The following is a 17,357-nucleotide window of genomic DNA, read 5'->3' as shown; positions in this document are numbered from 1 at the left end:
TTGTTTGCGGGACAGGGCGCAGCTTCGTGCAAGCGAGCAAGCCCTGTCCCCAACTAATTAGAGATAAACATGGCAACCAAACAAAAAATCCGCATCCGCCTGAAGGCGTTTGACTACAAGCTCATCGACCAATCTGCTGCAGAAATCGTTGATACCGCCAAGCGCACCGGCGCCATCGTCAAGGGCCCCGTGCCGTTGCCAACCCGCATGAAACGTTTTGATATTTTGCGTTCGCCGCACGTCAACAAGACCAGTCGTGACCAGTTGGAAATTCGCACCCACCAGCGTTTGATGGACATCGTTGACCCGACGGACAAGACCGTGGATGCGCTGATGAAACTCGATTTGCCCGCGGGTGTCGATGTCGAGATCAAGCTTCAGTAAGAAATATCGCAATTGACACCCACAACGGGGGTTGATTGCTTTTTTGAGTCAGGCTGAAATTTGTCACAAGCGGGCAAGTTGCGCTATACTCGCTGGCTCTGCTGCCATGCCTGTCATGGTTGCAGGGTTTTATTAACAGTCTTTCACAGCAAAACGTGTGCAGCCAATTGAAGTTGCACCGGTGAAAGTTACGGAGAAAACAATGAGTCTTAGCAATCACTTAGGGTTGCTGGGGCGCAAAGTTGGCATGATGCGTTTGTTCACGGACGAAGGGGTTTCAATCCCCGTCACCGTGGTCGATGTGTCCAACAACCGCGTGACCCAGGTCAAAACCCAAGAGAATGACGGCTATGTCGCTTTGCAAGTGACATTTGGTGCGCGCAAAGCGTCGCGCGTCAACAAGCCGGCCGCTGGCCACCTCGCCAAGGCAGGGGTTGAAGCAGGTGAAATTATTCGTGAGTTCCGCGTTTCCGCAGAAACAGCAACCCAATATCAGGCAGGAGCCACGGTGCCTGTCGCGGCTGTCTTTGCAGCTGGCCAAAAAGTGGACGTGCAAGGCACCTCCATTGGCAAGGGTTATGCCGGCACCATCAAGCGTCACCACATGAGCTCACAGCGCGCGTCGCACGGTAACAGCCGTTCGCACAACGTGCCGGGCTCCATTGGTATGGCGCAGGATCCGGGTCGCGTGTTTCCGGGTAAACGCATGACGGGTCACCTTGGTGACGATCTGGTGACCACACAAAACCTCGATGTGATTCGCATCGACGAAGCGCGTCAGCTGCTCATGATCAAGGGTGCAATCCCGGGTTCGGCTGGTGGTTTTGTCACTGTGCGTCCTGCTGTGAAGGCAAAAATAACTGAAGCGAAAGGAGCGAACTGATGCAGCTCGAACTCCTCAATGATCAAGGTCAAGTCGCATCGAAGCTCGATGTGCCAGAGACCGTTTTTGGTCGCGCCTACAACGAAGACCTGGTTCATCAGGTTGTCGTGGCTTTCCAGGCCAATGCCCGCCAAGGCACACGCGCCCAGAAAGACCGTGAACAAGTGCGTCACTCGACCAAGAAACCCTTTAAACAAAAGGGTACCGGTCGCGCTCGTGCAGGTATGACATCGTCGCCCTTGTGGCGTGGCGGTGGCCGGATTTTTCCGAACATGCCTGACGAAAATTTCGCACAGAAAATCAACAAGAAGATGTACCGTGCCGGCATGGCATCCATCTTCTCTCAGTTGGCTCGCGAAGGCCGTCTGGCTGTGGTGGATTCACTCACGGTGGACTCACCCAAGACCAAGGCATTGGCTTCCAAGTTCAAGGCCATGAACCTTGACTCGGTGCTGGTGATTGCAGATGAGGTTGATGAAAACCTCTACCTCGCATCACGCAACCTGGTGAATATCCTGGTGGTTGAGCCTCGCTATGCCGATCCCTTGTCGCTGGTCCACTACCGCAAGGTGTTGGTTACCAAGGCGGCCATGGGCAAACTCCAGGAGATGTTCGCATGAGCCACGGTTCCCAAAATCTTAAATTCGACGAAGGTCGTCTGATGCAGGTGCTGGTTGCCCCGATCGTGTCTGAAAAGGCAACGATGGCAGCCGAGAAAAGCAATGCAGTGACCTTCAAGGTGCTGCAGGACGCAACCAAGCCCGAAATCAAGGCGGCGGTTGAATTGATGTTCAAAGTTGAAGTCAAGGGCGTTTCTGTGGTCAATACCAAAGGCAAGACCAAGCGTTTTGGCAAGTCGGTCGGGCGCCGTGACAACGTGCGCAAGGCTTACGTCATGCTCAAACCGGGTCAAGAGTTGAACCTTGGTGGGGAGGCTGCTTAATCATGGCTGTTATCAAAATGAAACCAACTTCACCCGGCCGTCGTGGCATGGTGAAGATCTCGCGTGACCACCTGCACAAGGGTGAGCCCTACGCGCCGTTGCTGGAACCCCAGTTTCAACACGCTGGCCGCAACAACAATGGTCACATCACCACGCGCCATAAAGGCGGTGGTCACAAGCACCACTACCGTGTTGTCGATTTTCTTCGCAACAAGGATGGCATTGCTGCCAAGGTCGAGCGTATTGAGTACGACCCCAACCGTTCTGCGCACATCGCTCTGGTGTGCTACGCCGACGGTGAGCGCCGCTACATCATTGCGCCGCGCGGACTCGTGGTAGGCAGTTCCATCATGAGTGGATCAGAGGCGCCGATTCGTGTCGGCAATACCTTGCCGATCCGCAACATTCCGGTGGGCTCGGTTATTCACTGCATCGAGCTGCAGGTTGGCAAGGGTGCCCAAGTGGTGCGCTCTGCTGGTACCTCAGCCACGCTGTTGGCGCGTGAAGGTGTCTATGCCCAAGTGCGTATGCGCTCGGGTGAAGTGCGCAAGGTCAACATTGACTGCCGTGCCACTTTGGGCCAGGTCGCCAACGAAGAGCACAGTCTGCGCCGTTTGGGCAAGGCTGGTGTCACGCGCTGGATGGGTATTCGCCCGACCGTTCGCGGTGTGGTGATGAACCCGGTGGACCACCCGCATGGCGGCGGCGAGGGCAAGACCGGCGAAGGCCGTCACCCAGTCGATCCTTGGGGTAATCTGACCAAGGGTTACCGTACCCGTAACAACAAGCGCACGCAGGTCATGATCGTGTCGCGTCGCAAGAAGTAAGGGGTAGGTAAATGACTCGTTCTCTCAAAAAAGGTCCTTTTGTTGACCAACACCTGGTAGCCCGGACCGAAAAGGCCGTGGCCACCAAGGATAAAAAGCCGATCAAGACCTGGTCGCGTCGCTCAATGGTGTTGCCCGATTTCATCGGTCTGACCATTGCTGTGCACAATGGCAAACAGCATGTGCCTGTGTATATCACTGACCAAATGGTTGGCCACAAGTTGGGTGAGTTCGCTCTGACCCGTACTTTCAAGGGCCATCCTGCGGACAAAAAAGTCCAAAAGAAATAAGGAGTTGACCATGGAAACACGCGCAACCCTTCGGGGCGTTCGTCTCTCGGTCGACAAAGGCCGTCTGGTCGCGGACTTGATCCGCGGCAAAAAGGTGGATCAGGCTCTGAACATCTTGCAGTTCACGCAGAAAAAAGCTGCGGGAATCATCAAGAAGGTTCTGGAGTCGGCCATTGCCAATGCTGAACACAACGACGGTGCCGATATTGACGAGCTGAAGGTGAAAACCATCTACGTCGAGCAAGGTACGTCGCTCAGGCGCTTCACGGCCCGCGCAAAAGGTCGTGGCAACCAGATCAGAAAACCCACGTGCCATGTGTACGTGACGGTTGGTAACTGAAAGAGGCCAGCAAGATATGGGACAAAAAATCCATCCAACCGGCTTCCGCCTTTCGGTGAGCCGCAACTGGGCATCGCGTTGGTATGCCAATGACCGTGATTTCGCTGGCATGCTGGCGGAAGATATCAAGGTGCGCGAGTACCTTAAAGCCAAGCTCAAGAACGCATCGGTATCGCGCGTCTTGATCGAGCGTCCTGCCAAGAACGCCCGCATCACCATTTACTCGTCTCGTCCGGGTGTGGTGATCGGCAAGAAGGGTGAAGACATCGAGAACCTCAAACGCGAACTGGCTCGTCAGTTGGGCGTGCCGGTGGCGGTCAACATCGAAGAAGTGCGCAAGCCCGAAATCGATGCCAAGCTGATCGCCGACTCCATCACCCAGCAGCTTGAAAAACGCATCATGTTCCGTCGGGCCATGAAGCGCGCCATGCAAAACGCCATGCGTCTGGGTGCCCTGGGCATCAAGATCATGTCGTCGGGTCGCTTGAACGGTATCGAAATTGCCCGCTGTGAGTGGTACCGCGAAGGTCGCGTGCCGCTTCACACCCTGCGCGCCGACATCGACTATGGCACCTCTGAAGCCCATACCACTTACGGCATCATCGGTGTCAAGGTCTGGGTCTATAAGGGTGACACGCTGGGCCGTAACGATCTGCCAGCTGTGGAAACACCGCGTCCGGATGACGAGCGTCGTCCGCGTGGCCCGCGTCGTGATGACCGTGGTGGCCGCCCTGGGTCAGACCGTCCTGCACCCCGCGGTGCGCGTCGCCCCATGGGCAGCAATGCCGCACCTGCTGATGGCAGTGACAAACCCGCAGTGGCTCTTGGAGCCGATGCCAAACCCACCGTTCAGCGCGTCCGCAAGGTAGCCGCGCCAGCCGCTGCAGCAGCTGACGGTAAAGGAGAATAATTATGTTGCAACCCGCTCGTCGCAAGTACCGCAAAGAGCAAAAGGGCCGTAACACCGGCATCGCAACCCGGGGTAGCTCGGTTGCTTTTGGTGATTTCGGTCTGAAGTGTATTGACCGCGGCCGTTTGACGGCGCGTCAGATCGAGGCGGCACGTCGTGCCGTTTCCCGCCACGTCAAGCGTGGTGGCCGCATCTGGATTCGGGTGTTTCCTGACAAGCCCATTTCCCAAAAACCCGCAGAAGTGCGGATGGGTAAGGGTAAAGGTAACCCCGAGTACTACGTGGCTGAAATCCAGCCTGGCAAGATCGTATTCGAAATTGTCGGTGTGCCCGAAGAGCTGGCGCGTGAAGCATTCCGTTTGGCCGCTGCCAAACTGCCGCTGCGCACCACCTTCGTGACACGCATGGTCGGTCAGTAATCAGGAGAAATTGATATGAAAACGACTGAATTACGCCAAAAAGACGTCGCCGGTTTGCAGGCAGAAGTCAAAGCGCTGCAAAAAGCACACTTTGGTTTGCGCATGCAAAAGGCGACCCAACAACTCAACAATACAGCCTCACTGCGTTTAGCACGTCGTGACATCGCTCGCGCCAAGACCATTCTGGTCGAAAAGCAAGCCGCTGTTCCATCCGCCAAATAAGGAGCGATACATGACGGAAGCTAAAACATCCCTCAAGCGCACCTTGGTTGGCAAGGTGGTCAGCGACAAGCGTGCCAAAACGGTCACCGTGCTGATTGAGCGTCGCGTCAAGCACGAGCTCTACGGCAAGATCGTTGGCAAGTCCAGCAAGTACCACGCCCATGATGAAAAGGGCGAGTACAAAATGGGCGACATGATCGAGATCACGGAAAGTCGCCCTATTTCCAAGACCAAGAACTGGGTCGCAACGCGCTTGGTGCAAAAGGCCTCGCTGGTCTAAGTCTTTGCCTGGGCTGCGTGTCAGCACTTTGGAAAGCGGCTCACAATAGTGGGCCGTTTTTATTTAGTCAAATGTTTTTTTAATCAGGAGTTAAACATGATTCAAGTAGGTGACCAGTTACCAGCCGTGACGCTGATGGAATTCCATGAAACCGAAGGCGGTGGCTGCAGTCTCGGCCCTAACCCCGTCGATGTGCTGGCAGCAAGCGCCGGTAAGACGATTGCGTTGTTTGCCCTGCCTGGTGCCTTCACGCCTACTTGCTCGGCCCAGCATGTGCCAGGCTATATCGCTAATTACGAGGCACTCAAAGCCGCTGGTGTCGATGAGATATGGTGTGTCAGCGTCAATGATGCCTTTGTCATGGGTGCCTGGGCACGTGACCAGAAAACCGGCGACAAGGTGCGCATGCTGGCCGATGGCGACGCCGTTTTTGCCAAGGCGACCGGCCTGACGCTCGATTTGACTGGCAAGGGCCTGGGGCTGCGCAGCAATCGCTATTCGATGTTGGTCAAGGATGGCAAGGTGGTGACGCTCAATATTGAAGGCCCTGGCAAATTCGAAGTCAGCGGTGCGGACACCCTGCTGGCACAAGCCAAGGCCTGATCAAAGCCGCGCCATCAAATAGTGCGCGCCTTCAATGGGGTTGAAGTAATAGGGCGCGACTTCAGCAAACCCCAACTCCTGGTACATGGCGCGTGCCGTTTCCATTTCGCTCAGGGTGTCGAGTAGCACATAGGCGTAACCGGCGACACTGGCGGCCTGTAACACCGCTTCGGCCAGACGCCGGCCCAGACCGTTGCCACGCAAGGCCGGGCGCACATACAAGCGCTTCATCTCGCAGGCATTGGGGTAATCTGCTGTGTCCAAGGGCTGCAGCGCGCAGCAGCCCACGATGTCATGGGCTGAGCGGGCCACGAACAAGGCACCGCGCGGCTGCGCATAGTCACCTGGCAGGTCAGCCAGTTCGGCCTCGAAGTTCTGGAAACACAGGTCGATGTCGAGGCTGTCGGCGTACTCCTTGAACAGCGCGCGCACTGCCTCAATATCGTCAGTGGCTTGATACGGCTGAATGCGTATGGGTTCGGATTCGGATTCGGATGTCATGCGGGCCTTGTGTTTGAATCGATCGAATGGTGCAACGGACTACCAGCCACCCAGGGCCATGACCGTGCCGCTCACCAAGCTCAAGCAGACCAGAAAAATCAAGACCGCCCGGCTGCGCTCAGACCCACTGTCGCAGGCGTTGGGTGCAGCAAAGGCAAGCGTCTTGTCGCCTGTGAGCATGGGCTTGACCAGATTTTCTTTTTTGCCGAAAAAATAATACGCAATGGCAGACAAATGCAATGCCACCAAGGCCAGCAAGATATATTTACCGATCGCCTTGTGGTAGTACGTCGCATTGCCGACCCAGGCCGAAGACACGAAGCGGGTCAAGGGCCCGGCATTGGCGATTTCATCATCGCTCATCAGGCCTGAAGTGACTTGCAAGGCGAGGAAAATCAGCATGGCCACGACCGACAGGGCACCCAAGGGGTTATGACCGACACCATGATGCGGCAGGCCCTTCCCGTGCAGGTAACGCCATACATCCCTGGGGCCGACCAGGAAAGTGGCAAAGCGCGACCAGTGGCCGCCCAGAACACCCCAAACCAAGCGAAACAGCAGCAGGCTCAAGATGCCGTAGCCAAAGCGGAAATGCCAGACCATGGCACCACCGCCGAGTTGACTGGTGACGATCAGGCCGACAAAACAGGCCGCCAGCGCCCAGTGAAACAGGCGCGTCGGGGCATCCCAGACACGAACCAGCACAGCAAATACCTCCTTGAATGACGCTGAAGAAAGTTTGAGCGATTTCTCATACACTTCGCTCCCCAGCTGTTTTAGTTTAACGACGAAAGGACTTGCATGAAAAAAATCACCGCTTATCTTCTGGCTGGCGCCGCATTGCTCATGGCCGTGCCTGCCTCGGCACAATTCGCCAAAGCCGAAGATGCCATCAAGTACCGTAAAAACGCCTTGTTTGTGATGAGTCAGAATTTTGGCCGTGTTGCCGGTATGGCGGCGGGCAGAATTCCGTTTGATGCAAAGGTCGCAGTGGAGAGTGCCGAGATTGCCGAATTCATGGCCGATCTGCCATGGGCTGGATTCGGCCCGGGAACCGACAAGGGTGATACCAGGGCCAAACCTGAAATCTGGACTGAAAAAGCCAAGTTCGACGACTATGCCAAAAAATTGCAGGGTGAAATGAGCAAGCTCACGACGGCAACAAAAACTGGCAACCTCGACACCATCAAGACGGCCGTGAATGCCACTGGCGGTGCGTGCAAGGCGTGCCACGACAACTTCCGCGCCAAATAAGCCGGGCTGCAAGCCAGGTTATGCCGGTCACTCGATGTCAGGCCTGCATCATGTCAGGCGATATGATGTCGTTATTTCATGAACTACCCAGGACATGCTTATGAATCGCCGCCGATTTGGCTCTTGTTCAGTATCACTGCTGGCGTTTTCCTGCCTGGGACTCAGTGCGAGCGCAAGCGCACAGGCCGCGACGCTGAGTGGCATTACCAACGCCCAAGCGTCGCAGGGGCTCAAGCTGGCGCTGGGAAAAGGCGCCATTGCGGCTGTTGAGATACTGGGGCAAGCCAATGGATTTTTGGGCAATGACAAGGTTCGTATTCCTTTGCCGGGCTTTCTGCAAGACACCGCAAGGTTGTTGCGCAGCTTTGGTCAGGGCGCCCGGCTTGACGAATTGATCGTCACCATGAACCATGCGGCCGAAACCGCCGTGCCGTTGGCGCGCGACATGCTGGTGGGCGCGGTCAAAACCATGAGCGTGCAGGATGCCAAGAAAATTTTGACTGGCGGTGATACCTCGGTGACCCAGTTTTTTACCGAAAAAACGCGGCTGCCGCTGAACCAGAAATTTTTGCCTGTGGTGACCCAGGTCACGGCACGGGTCAATCTGGCCGCGCAGTACAACCAGGTCGCCGGCAAGGCCGCTGGCATGGGCCTGCTCAAGGGCGAGCAGGTCTCGATCGAACAATACGTCACCGCCAAAACGCTCGATGGCCTCTACTTCATGATTGGCGAAGAAGAGAAGAAAATCAGGCAGGACCCGGCCGGAACCGGCAGCGCCTTGCTGCAAAAGGTTTTTGGAGCCTTGCGGCCTTGATGGGGCGCATGCCACAGTGTTGAAGCTGTTATCGCGGCGCCACGCCGTCGTCGTGTTTGTGGCGTTTGCCTTCGCCTATTTTTTGTCGTCGCTGATTCGTGCCATCACAGCCACCCTGTCGCCCACACTGACGCAGGAGTTTGCCCTCGATGCGCAGGCGCTGGGCCTGCTTGCGGGGGCTTATTTTTTCGGCTTTGCCGCGACACAACTGCCCTTGGGTGCCTGGCTGGACCGGCACGGCCCGAAGAAAGTGATCCTGTATTTCCTGCTGGTTGCCGTGCTGGGTTGCGTGGCATTTGCCATGTCCGGGAGTTTTACCGGATTGCTGCTGGCGCGCGTGCTCACGGGTGTCGGCGTCAGCGCTTGCCTGATGGCACCGCTGACTGGCTACCGCCGCTGGTTTGTTCCCAGTTCACAAATGCGTGCCAACTCCTGGATGCTGATGACCGGCTCCTTCGGCATGGTGGCTTCCACCTTGCCCGTGCAGTGGTTGCTGCCGCTGGTTGGCTGGCGCGCGCTATTTTGGGCTCTGGCGGCGCTGGTGGCGCTGGCCATGCTACTGATCGCCTGGCAAGTGCCCCAGTGGCAGACGGTTGCCACATCCGGGTCGGATTCGGCAGTTGCCAAACCCAGCTACGCTGAGGTCTGGCGCCACCCGTACTTCAGAAAAATGGCGCCGATGGCCTTTTTTATTTATGGCGGTCTGATTGCCATGCAAACGCTGTGGGTCACGCCCTGGATGATTCGGGTGGCAGGATTTACCCCGCTGCAAGCGGCAACCGGCCTGTTTGGGCTCAATATGGCCATGCTGGGCACCTTCTTTGCTTGGGGCATGGCCTTTCCGTGGTTGGCTCGACGTGGCTACAGTTCCGACCGCCTGATTGCCTTTGGCCTGCCCGTGAGCTTCATCCTGCTGGCCTCGATCATTGCGCTGGGCTCGTCCATTGGTGCCTGGGCTGGCGTTGCCTGGGCCTTGTATTGCATGAGCTGCACCTTTGTGTCTTTGGCGCAACCGGCGGTCGCCATGGCGTTCCCACCCAATCTGGCCGGGCGCGCCCTGTCGTCTTACAACTTGCTGCTCTTTGCCGGCGTGTTTGCCGTTCAGTGGGGCATCGGGCTGGCCATTGATGGATTTCAGGCGTTGGGACGGACCGAGGAGACCGCTTTCCAGGCGGCCATGACAATCTATTTGCTGTGCACCATCGCGTCCTACGTGTTCTTCCTGAGCACAAAAAGCCATAATCGGCAACCGTGTTGAACCATTCGGGCTACTGCCCAAGCCCCCTCATGAGATGCAGCTCCCGTGAAACACATGAATAACGGCATATTTATCATTGCGCATGCACCGTTGGCGACGGCCTTGCGCCAGTGCGTGCTGCACGTTTTTCCGGATGCGGCATCCTCGTTGGCGGTGCTCGATGTGCTGCCCAATATCCCCGTCGATGAATCCCTGGACAGTGCACGTTTGACCATGGCGCTGCTCAACACCCGGCAGACGCTGGTGCTGACCGACATGTTTGGTGCCACGCCTTGCAACGTGGCACAAAAACTGGTTGACGGTAAGAGTTCCAGACTGGTCGCCGGGGTCAATCTGCCCATGCTGCTGCGCGCCATCACTTACCGCAACGAGCCCATGGATGCGCTGGTGGCGCGCGTGCTCGCTGGCGGCACCCAAGGCGTGATGCAAGTGAATGTGACGGCACCACAAAATCAGCAACGAAAACCAAATGATCAAAACCACGACCACCATCAGCAATAAATTGGGGCTCCATGCCCGCGCCTCTGCCAAGCTGACCAAGCTGGCCGGCAGTTATCCGTGCGAGGTCTGGTTGTCGCGCAGTGAGCGCCGTGTCAATGCCAAAAGCATCATGGGGGTGATGATGCTGGCCGCCGGTATGGGCTCGCAGATCGAGATTGAAACCAATGGCGAACAGGAGCAACAGGCCATGGAGGCCTTGCTGCAGTTGGTGGCAGATAAATTCGGAGAAGGTGAATGACCTTTGCCATTCATGGCTTGGCAGTGGCCCGGGGCATTGCCATCGGCCGCGCGGTATTGGTGGCATCGAGTCGGCTTGATGTGGCGCATTACTTCATCGAACCCGCCCAGATTGCCGCTGAAATCAACCGGGTGCGTGATGGCCGCGATGCGGTGGTGGAGGAAATTCACCGCCTGCAGGCCAGCATCGCCCACATGGGGCCTAAAGACACGCCGCATGAGTTGTCGGCTTTGCTCGATGTGCACCTGATGCTGTTGCAGGACGAAGAGCTGACGTCCGGTGTGCGCCACTGGATCAAGGACCGGCTTTACAACGCGGAGTGGGCGCTGACCACCCAGCTTGAAGTGGTGGCGCGCCAGTTCGACGAGATGGAAGACGACTATTTGCGCGAACGCAAAGCCGACCTGGAGCAGATCACCGAAAAAATTCTGCGCGCCATGCGCGGCGTTTCTTCACCGCTGATCCAACCGCTGGGGCGTCAGGAGCGCAAGGCGTCGCAACAGGATTTGTTGCTCGACGATACCGTGGACGTGCCCCTGATCCTAGTGGCGCATGAGCTGTCGCCGTCGGACATGCTGCAGTTCAAGCAAAGTGTTTTCACCGGATTTATCACCGATGTGGGCGGCAAAACCTCTCACACCGCCATTGTGGCGCGCAGCCTGGACATTCCGGCGGTGGTGGGTGCGCGCCTGAGTAGCCACCTGATCCAGCAGGACGACTGGGTGGTGATTGATGGCGATGCCGGTGTCGTGGTGGTGGACCCATCGCCAATCATTTTGGCCGAATACGGTTTTAAGCAACGCCAGGGCGAACTCCAGCGGGGCCGCCTGGGGCGGCTGCTGCACACGCCGACAGTGACGCTGGATGGGCAAAGAGTCGAGCTGTTGGCCAATATTGAAATGCCCGACGATGCGGCCGCTGCGCTTAAAGCGGGTGCCGTCGGTGTCGGCCTGTTTCGCAGCGAATTCCTGTTCATGGGGCGCCATGGCAAATTGCCCAACGAAGAGGAGCAGTATCTGGCGTATCGGCGCGCGGTGGAGGGCATGCAGGGCCTGCCGGTCACGATCCGTACTGTGGATGTGGGTGCTGACAAACCGCTCGATGACACGCTGCGCGACGACGCCCATCTGAACCCGGCGCTGGGTTTGCGCGCCATTCGCTGGAGTCTGGCCGACCCGGCCATGTTCCTGACCCAGTTGCGCGCTTTGTTGCGTGCCGCGGCCCACGGCCAGGTGAATGTGATGATTCCGATGCTGGCGCACGCCCGCGAAATTCGCCAGACCATGGCGCTGATCGACCACGCCCGGGTGCAACTGGACAACCGTGGCGTCGCTTATGGTCCCGTCAGGATTGGCGCCATGATAGAAATCCCGGCGGCCGCGCTGACGCTCAAGGTGTTTCTCAAGTACTTCGACTTTTTGTCGATCGGCACCAACGATTTGATTCAGTACACGCTGGCCATCGACCGCGCCGATGAGTCGGTGGCGCATCTTTACGACCCGATGCATCCGGCTGTTTTGCGGCTGGTGGCCAACACCATCGCCGAGGGCCGGGCGCAGGGCAAGCCGGTCAGCCTGTGTGGCGAAATGGCGGGCGATGTGAGCATGACCAAATTGTTGCTGGGCATGGGGCTGCGCGCCTTTTCCATGCATCCGGCGCAAATTCTGGCGGTCAAGCAAGAGGTGCTGCGCTCAGACACCACCAAGTTGGCGCCTTGGGCGGCACAGTTGATCGAGGATGACGAACCTTTTGTTCAGCCGCAAAAAGCGGCTTGATCAAACTGCTTTCCCAATCAGAACAGCCGGAACAGCAGCGGAATCAGCAACGCGGCCAACACCACCTGCAAGCCCAGCGCGAGCCCGGCAAAAGCACCGGCATCGGCGTTGACCTGCATGGCCCGCGCCGCGCCAATGCCGTGCGCCGCAGTGCCCAAAGAAAAACCGCGCGCCATCCAGCCGTGGCCGTCAGTTGGAATCTTCAGCATGCCAAACAGGGCTTTGCCGCTGAGCGCGCCGACCATGCCGGTGACTACCGCAAACACCGCTGCCAGCGCCGGAATGCCGCCAATTTTGTCGGCAATGCCCATGGCCACGGGCGCTGTGACCGACTTGGGCGCCAGCGACAGCACCACGTCCTGCGGCAAGCCCACCAGCCAGCCCAGCAGCAGCGCCGAGCCGCTGGCTGCCGCGCCACCGACCAAGGCTGCGCTCAGCAAGGCGCGCCAATGCAGGCGCAGGGCTGCCAGGCGCTCCCACAATGGCCAGGCCAGCGCCACCACGGCGGGTCCGAGCAAAAAATGGATGAACTGCGCACCCGAAAAATAAGTGGGGTAATCCACGCTGGTCAACGTGAGCAGGCTGGCGAGTGTGATGACCGACCAAAGCACCGGATTGGCCCAGGCCGGTTGATCCAGCCGGGCATAAAGCGCCTGCGCCAACACATAGACCACCAGTGTGGCGGTCAGGCCAAACAGCGGCGTGGTGGACAGGTAAACCCAGAGCTCGACAAATTTAGGCATCGCGCGGCCCCTTGAAGGCGCGCAGCACCAGCACGGTCACGGCCAGTCCGATCCAGGTCGAGAGCACGATGACGGCCAGCATGCGCACGCCGTACTGGCCCAGCAGCCCCATGTGCGTCATAACGCCGACGCCGACCGGCACAAACAACAGGGACAGGTGCGAGAGCAAAAAATTGGCACACGCCGCCACCGGCTCACGCACCACAGGCAGGCGCAGCGCCACCAGCAACAGCAGCATGCCGACAACCGGGCCCGGAAACGGCAGCGTCAAACCGCGCGAGAGCAGTTCGCCCAAAGACTGCATGGCCAGAATCCAGGCCAGTCCGCGCAGGCCGTTCATGCGGCGTCCACTTTAGAAACGAGGCAAGTCGGGGTGCTTGATCTGGCCGCCGCGCACCAGCATCTTGCCGTATTCGGCGCAGCGGTTCAGCGTCGGGATGACCTTGCCCGGGTTGAGCAGGCCTTGCGGGTCAAAGGCGCGTTTGACGCCAAACATCTGCTCGTTCTCAGCCGCTGAAAACTGCACGCACATGCTGTTGAGTTTTTCAACCCCGACGCCGTGCTCGCCGGTCACGGTGCCGCCCATGGCTACGCTGGTTTCCAGAATATCGGCGCCAAAAAGCTCGCAGCGGTGCAGCTGGTCGGCATCGTTGGCATCAAACAAAATCAGCGGGTGCAGGTTGCCGTCGCCGGCATGAAAGACGTTGGCGCAGCGCAACTGGTATTTTTTTTCCATCTCGGCAATGGCCAGCAAAATGTCGGCCACGCGCTTGCGCGGAATCGTGCTGTCCATGCACATGTAGTCGGGGCTGATGCGTCCGCTGGCCGGGAAAGCATTCTTGCGCCCGCTCCAGAACTTCAGACGCTCCTGTTCGTTCTGGCTTACCGCAATGTTGGTGGCACCAGCGGCCAGCAGCACGGCGCTCATGCGGCCGATTTCTTCCTCGACCTCGTCGGGCGTGCCGTCGCTCTCGCACAGCAAAATGGCCTCGGCTGTCAGGTCGTAGCCGGCGTGCACATAGTCTTCTACGGCCGCCGTCATGGGCTTGTCCATCATCTCGAGGCCGGCCGGGATGATGCCTGCCGCAATGACCGCGGCCACGGCATCGCCAGCTTTGCGGATGTCATCGAAGCTGGCCATGATGCAGCGCGCCAGGATGGGTTTCGGAATCAGTTTGACCGTGACCTCGCTCACCACCGCCAGCATGCCCTCGGAGCCAATCACAATGCTCATCAAGTCGTAGCCGGGCGCGTCCAGCGCATCTGCGCCGAACTCAACCGGCTCACCCGCCATGGTGAAGCCCTTGATCTTGACGATGTTGTGCAGCGTGAGGCCGTATTTGAGGCAGTGCACGCCGCCGGAGTTTTCGGCCACATTGCCGCCAATGGTGCAGGCAATCTGGCTGGACGGGTCGGGTGCGTAATACAGGCCCAGCGGCGCGGCCGCCTCGCTGATGGCCAGGTTGCGTACCCCGCATTGCACCAGCGCCGTGCGCGCCACCGGGTCGAGCTTGAGGATTTTGTTGAACTTGGCCATCGACAGGGTCACGCCCACGGCGTTGGGCATGGCGCCGCCCGACAGGCCGGTGCCGGCGCCGCGCGCCACCACCGGCACACCCAGTGCGTGGCAGGTTTTCAGCACGGCAGCCACCTGCACAGGCGTTTCGGGCAGGGCCACCACCAGCGGACGCTGGCGGTAGGCGGTCAGGCCGTCGCACTCGTAGGGCGTAGTGTCTTCGTTGTTCCATAGCAGCGCGTGGGCCGGCAAGGCTTCCAGCAAGCCTTTGACGACCAGCGCCTGGCGCTCTGATCTTTGCAAGGCGTTCAGACTGTCTTGGGCGAGGGGTGCGTTCATGGGCTGGGTCCGATCACGTAAAACAAGCTTCGGACTTTAAGCGAAATTGAAAGCCGGCGGTGCGAAGAAACTTAAACCATGGGTTGAAAAAAATTGAGGCGCGCCGTTGTGGCGGGCCTCATTGGATCGTCTGTGCTCAGGGTGCCTCGATCAGGATGGCGCGAAAGTCGTTCACGTTGGTCAGGGTGGGGCCGGTCACCACCGCGTCGTCCAGCGCCCCGAAAAAGCCATGGCCGTCGTTGTTGGCTAACCGGTCGCGGGGTTTGAGCCCGAGCGCCCAGGCGCGCGCCAGCGTGTCTGGCGCCAACACCGCGCCGGCAATTTCCTCCTGGCCGTCCACGCCGTCGGTGTCTCCCGCCAGCGCATGCACCCGCGCCAAGCCGTCGAGCGCAATGCCCATGGCCAGCAGGCATTCCACGTTGCGCCCGCCCCGGCCCGTGCCACGCACCGTGACCGTGGTTTCGCCACCCGACAACAGCACGCAGGGCGCCGCAAAGGGCTGGCCGTGCTTGACGACCTGCGTGGCCATGCCCGCCAGCACGGTGCCGACATCGCGCGCCTCGCCTTCCAGCGCGTCACCCAGAATGTGCGCTGCAAAACCTGCCGAGCGTGCGACCGCTGCGGCGGCCTCCAGCGCCATTTGCGGGGTGGCGATCATGCGCGCTGTAGCGCGCGCCAACCGCGCGTCGCCGGGTTTGATGGATTCACCCGCGCCGCTCTCGAGCAGCTGCTGTGCCGTCGCGGGCAGCGCGATGCCGCAGCGCCGCACAATGGCCAGCGCGTCCAAGCAGGTGCTGGGGTCGGCCACCGTGGGGCCGGAGGCAATGTTGATGGGGTCGTCGCCAGGCACGTCCGAGATCAGCAACGTCAGCAGCCGCGCCGGGTAACACGCCGCAGCCAACCGGCCACCCTTGATGCCGGACAAGTGGCGGCGCACACAATTCATCTCGCTGATGGTGGCGCCCGAAGCCAGCAGCGCCCGGTTGATGTCCTGCTTGTCCTGCAATGTCAGGCCGGGCAGCGGCAGCGGCAGCAGCGACGAGCCGCCGCCCGAGATCAGGCACAGCACCATGTCGTCGGCGCTGAGACCACGCACGGTTTCCAGCATGCGCTGGGCCGCCAGCAGCCCCGCCTGGTCGGGCACCGGGTGCGCCGCTTCGACAATCTCGATGTGCGCGCACGGCACGGCGTAACCATAACGCGTGACCACCAATCCGCTCAACGGCTCCGGCCAATGGTCTTCCAGCGCGCGCGCCATGGCGGCAGACGCCTTGCCCGCGCCAATGACCACCAGCCGGCCCCGGCCCAGCGACTCGGGCGCGGGCAAATGTGGCGGCAGGCACAGCGCGGGCTGCGCGCTGGCTATGGCCCCATCAAACATCCGGCGCAGCAGGTCGCGCGGCTTCATGATTGGCCGATCTCGAAATTGGCCATGCCCTCGAGTGCGCGCACCATGGCCGAATGGTCCCAGGCTTTGCCGCCATGCGCGGCGCAACTGTTGAACAGCTCTTGCGCCATGGCCGTGTTGGGCAGCGACACGCCCAAAGCGCGGGCACTGGAGAGCGCCAGGTTGAGGTCTTTCTGGTGCAGTTCGATGCGAAAGCCGGGATCGAAGGTGCGCTTGATCATGCGCTCGCCATGCACTTCCAGAATTTTGCTCGAGGCAAAGCCGCCCATCAGCGCCTGGCGCACACGCGCCGGGTCGGCACCGGCGCGCGCGGCAAACAGCAGCGCCTCGCCCACCGCCTCGATGTTCAGCGCCACGATGATCTGGTTCGCCACCTTGGCGGTCTGGCCGTCGCCGTTGCCGCCCACCAGGGTGATGTTTTTTCCCATCAACTCGAACAGCGGCTTGATCTTCTCAAAGGTGGCCTCGGGCCCGCCCACCATGATCGACAGCGTGGCATTCTTGGCACCCACCTGGCCGCCAGACACCGGGGCGTCGAGGTAGTCGCAGCCCAGCGCGTTGATTTTTTCGGCAAAGACCTTGGTGGCAATCGGCGAGATCGAGCTCATGTCCACCACGGTTTTGCCTGGTGTCAACCCCGCTGCCACGCCGTCGGCGGCAAACAGCACGCTTTCCACGTCCGGTGTGTCGGGCACCATGGTGAAGATGATGTCCGCGCGCTCGGCCACTTGGCGCGCGCTGCCGCAAGCCATGGCATTGCTACTGCTAATGGCGTCTGGCAGCGGGCCGCGCTTGTAAACAAACAGCCGGTGTCCGGCGGCAATCAGGTGCCCGGCCATGGGGGAGCCCATGATGCCCAGGCCGATGAAACCGATGTTGAGTGAAGGTGTTGTCATGGTGTCTTTCCTT

At 59.6% G+C, this 17,357-nt stretch carries 25 protein-coding genes; 18 read left to right on the top strand and 7 right to left on the bottom strand.

The features are described from left to right. Positions 1-69 precede the first annotated feature (69 nt). From rpsJ to IBX54_RS03940, 12 genes are all read left to right on the top strand, one after another. Positions 70-384 (top strand): 30S ribosomal protein S10, encoded by a 315-nt coding sequence (gene rpsJ, locus IBX54_RS03995; RefSeq protein WP_007838118.1) that lies wholly within the window; start codon positions 70-72, stop codon positions 382-384. 202 nt (positions 385-586) lie between these two features. Then, positions 587-1,267 (top strand): 50S ribosomal protein L3, encoded by a 681-nt coding sequence (rplC, locus tag IBX54_RS03990; protein WP_296541370.1) that lies wholly within the window; start codon positions 587-589, stop codon positions 1,265-1,267. After that, the gene (gene rplD / locus IBX54_RS03985) at positions 1,267-1,887 is read left to right on the top strand and encodes a 50S ribosomal protein L4 (protein WP_296541368.1); all 621 of its coding nucleotides are present in this window, start codon (positions 1,267-1,269) and stop codon (positions 1,885-1,887) included. Before rplC ends, rplD begins: the two co-directional genes overlap by 1 nt. After that, entirely contained in the window at positions 1,884-2,210 is a 327-nt protein-coding gene (gene rplW, locus IBX54_RS03980; RefSeq protein ID WP_296493775.1) for a 50S ribosomal protein L23, read from the top strand. Before rplD ends, rplW begins: the two co-directional genes overlap by 4 nt. 2 nt (positions 2,211-2,212) lie before the next feature. After that, positions 2,213-3,037: a 50S ribosomal protein L2 gene (gene rplB, locus IBX54_RS03975; protein WP_296541367.1), complete on the top strand. Its 825-nt coding sequence runs from the start codon at positions 2,213-2,215 to the stop codon at positions 3,035-3,037. A gap of 11 nt (positions 3,038-3,048) precedes the next feature. After that, positions 3,049-3,327 carry a 30S ribosomal protein S19 gene (gene rpsS / locus IBX54_RS03970; RefSeq protein WP_296541366.1) on the top strand — a complete coding sequence of 93 codons (279 nt, stop codon included), beginning with the start codon at positions 3,049-3,051 and terminating at the stop codon, positions 3,325-3,327. Between the two features lie 10 nt (positions 3,328-3,337). Next, a complete protein-coding gene (gene rplV, locus IBX54_RS03965; RefSeq protein ID WP_296541365.1) occupies positions 3,338-3,667 on the top strand; it encodes a 50S ribosomal protein L22 in 330 nt (109 codons plus the stop codon). A 16-nt stretch (positions 3,668-3,683) separates the two neighbouring features. Next, on the top strand, positions 3,684-4,577 hold the full coding sequence (gene rpsC, locus IBX54_RS03960) for a 30S ribosomal protein S3 (protein WP_296541364.1): 894 nt from the start codon (positions 3,684-3,686) through the stop codon (positions 4,575-4,577). Between the two features lie 2 nt (positions 4,578-4,579). Beyond that, a complete protein-coding gene (gene rplP, locus IBX54_RS03955) occupies positions 4,580-4,996 on the top strand; it encodes a 50S ribosomal protein L16 (protein WP_296541363.1) in 417 nt (138 codons plus the stop codon). A gap of 15 nt (positions 4,997-5,011) precedes the next feature. After that, the gene (rpmC, locus tag IBX54_RS03950; RefSeq protein ID WP_296541362.1) at positions 5,012-5,218 is read left to right on the top strand and encodes a 50S ribosomal protein L29; all 207 of its coding nucleotides are present in this window, start codon (positions 5,012-5,014) and stop codon (positions 5,216-5,218) included. Between the two features lie 10 nt (positions 5,219-5,228). Then, the gene (rpsQ, locus tag IBX54_RS03945; protein WP_296541361.1) at positions 5,229-5,498 is read left to right on the top strand and encodes a 30S ribosomal protein S17; all 270 of its coding nucleotides are present in this window, start codon (positions 5,229-5,231) and stop codon (positions 5,496-5,498) included. Between the two features lie 96 nt (positions 5,499-5,594). Then, entirely contained in the window at positions 5,595-6,101 is a 507-nt protein-coding gene (locus tag IBX54_RS03940; protein ID WP_296541360.1) for a peroxiredoxin, read from the top strand. On the opposite strand, the gene IBX54_RS03935 is transcribed toward IBX54_RS03940, so the two are convergent. Both IBX54_RS03935 and IBX54_RS03930 read right to left on the bottom strand, forming a co-directional pair. Further along, positions 6,102-6,602, bottom strand: coding sequence for a GNAT family N-acetyltransferase (locus IBX54_RS03935; protein ID WP_296541359.1), 501 nt, complete (start codon positions 6,600-6,602; stop codon positions 6,102-6,104). 39 nt (positions 6,603-6,641) lie between these two features. Continuing rightward, on the bottom strand, positions 6,642-7,307 hold the full coding sequence (locus IBX54_RS03930; RefSeq protein WP_296541358.1) for a cytochrome b/b6 domain-containing protein: 666 nt from the start codon (positions 7,305-7,307) through the stop codon (positions 6,642-6,644). A gap of 96 nt (positions 7,308-7,403) precedes the next feature. Here IBX54_RS03930 and IBX54_RS03925 point away from each other — a divergent pair, with 96 nt between their 5' ends. From IBX54_RS03925 to ptsP, 6 genes are all read left to right on the top strand, one after another. Continuing rightward, positions 7,404-7,856, top strand: coding sequence for a cytochrome c (locus IBX54_RS03925; RefSeq protein ID WP_296541357.1), 453 nt, complete (start codon positions 7,404-7,406; stop codon positions 7,854-7,856). Positions 7,857-7,956: 100 nt separating this feature from the next. Further along, positions 7,957-8,670: a DUF4197 domain-containing protein gene (locus tag IBX54_RS03920; protein WP_296541356.1), complete on the top strand. Its 714-nt coding sequence runs from the start codon at positions 7,957-7,959 to the stop codon at positions 8,668-8,670. A gap of 19 nt (positions 8,671-8,689) precedes the next feature. Beyond that, entirely contained in the window at positions 8,690-9,928 is a 1,239-nt protein-coding gene (locus IBX54_RS03915; RefSeq protein ID WP_296541355.1) for an MFS transporter, read from the top strand. 54 nt (positions 9,929-9,982) lie between these two features. Then, positions 9,983-10,429: a PTS fructose transporter subunit IIA gene (locus tag IBX54_RS03910; RefSeq protein WP_296541369.1), complete on the top strand. Its 447-nt coding sequence runs from the start codon at positions 9,983-9,985 to the stop codon at positions 10,427-10,429. Then, positions 10,398-10,667 (top strand): HPr family phosphocarrier protein, encoded by a 270-nt coding sequence (locus IBX54_RS03905; RefSeq protein WP_296541354.1) that lies wholly within the window; start codon positions 10,398-10,400, stop codon positions 10,665-10,667. Before IBX54_RS03910 ends, IBX54_RS03905 begins: the two co-directional genes overlap by 32 nt. Next, positions 10,664-12,442 (top strand): phosphoenolpyruvate--protein phosphotransferase, encoded by a 1,779-nt coding sequence (gene ptsP / locus IBX54_RS03900; RefSeq protein WP_296541353.1) that lies wholly within the window; start codon positions 10,664-10,666, stop codon positions 12,440-12,442. The genes IBX54_RS03905 and ptsP overlap by 4 nt, the downstream gene beginning before the upstream one ends. A 17-nt stretch (positions 12,443-12,459) precedes the next feature. Here the strand turns inward: ptsP and IBX54_RS03895 are convergent, their stop codons facing one another. The 5 genes from IBX54_RS03895 to glxR form a co-directional block, all read right to left on the bottom strand. Then, entirely contained in the window at positions 12,460-13,185 is a 726-nt protein-coding gene (locus tag IBX54_RS03895; RefSeq protein WP_296541352.1) for an LrgB family protein, read from the bottom strand. Continuing rightward, on the bottom strand, positions 13,178-13,525 hold the full coding sequence (locus tag IBX54_RS03890; RefSeq protein WP_296541351.1) for a CidA/LrgA family protein: 348 nt from the start codon (positions 13,523-13,525) through the stop codon (positions 13,178-13,180). The genes IBX54_RS03895 and IBX54_RS03890 overlap by 8 nt, the downstream gene beginning before the upstream one ends. A gap of 12 nt (positions 13,526-13,537) precedes the next feature. Next, entirely contained in the window at positions 13,538-15,040 is a 1,503-nt protein-coding gene (locus IBX54_RS03885; protein ID WP_296541350.1) for an FAD-linked oxidase C-terminal domain-containing protein, read from the bottom strand. A gap of 136 nt (positions 15,041-15,176) precedes the next feature. Beyond that, entirely contained in the window at positions 15,177-16,448 is a 1,272-nt protein-coding gene (locus tag IBX54_RS03880; RefSeq protein ID WP_296541349.1) for a glycerate kinase, read from the bottom strand. Next, positions 16,445-17,344 (bottom strand): 2-hydroxy-3-oxopropionate reductase, encoded by a 900-nt coding sequence (glxR, locus tag IBX54_RS03875; protein ID WP_296541348.1) that lies wholly within the window; start codon positions 17,342-17,344, stop codon positions 16,445-16,447. Before glxR ends, IBX54_RS03880 begins: the two co-directional genes overlap by 4 nt. Between the last annotated feature and the right edge of the window lie 13 nt (positions 17,345-17,357).

This window comes from Rhodoferax sp., from assembly GCF_014859475.1.
In the GTDB taxonomy this organism is placed as follows: Bacteria; Pseudomonadota; Gammaproteobacteria; order Burkholderiales; family Burkholderiaceae_C; genus Rhodoferax.
Note: the sequence above shows the minus strand (reverse complement) of the source record. Positions and strands in the feature narration are given on the sequence as shown.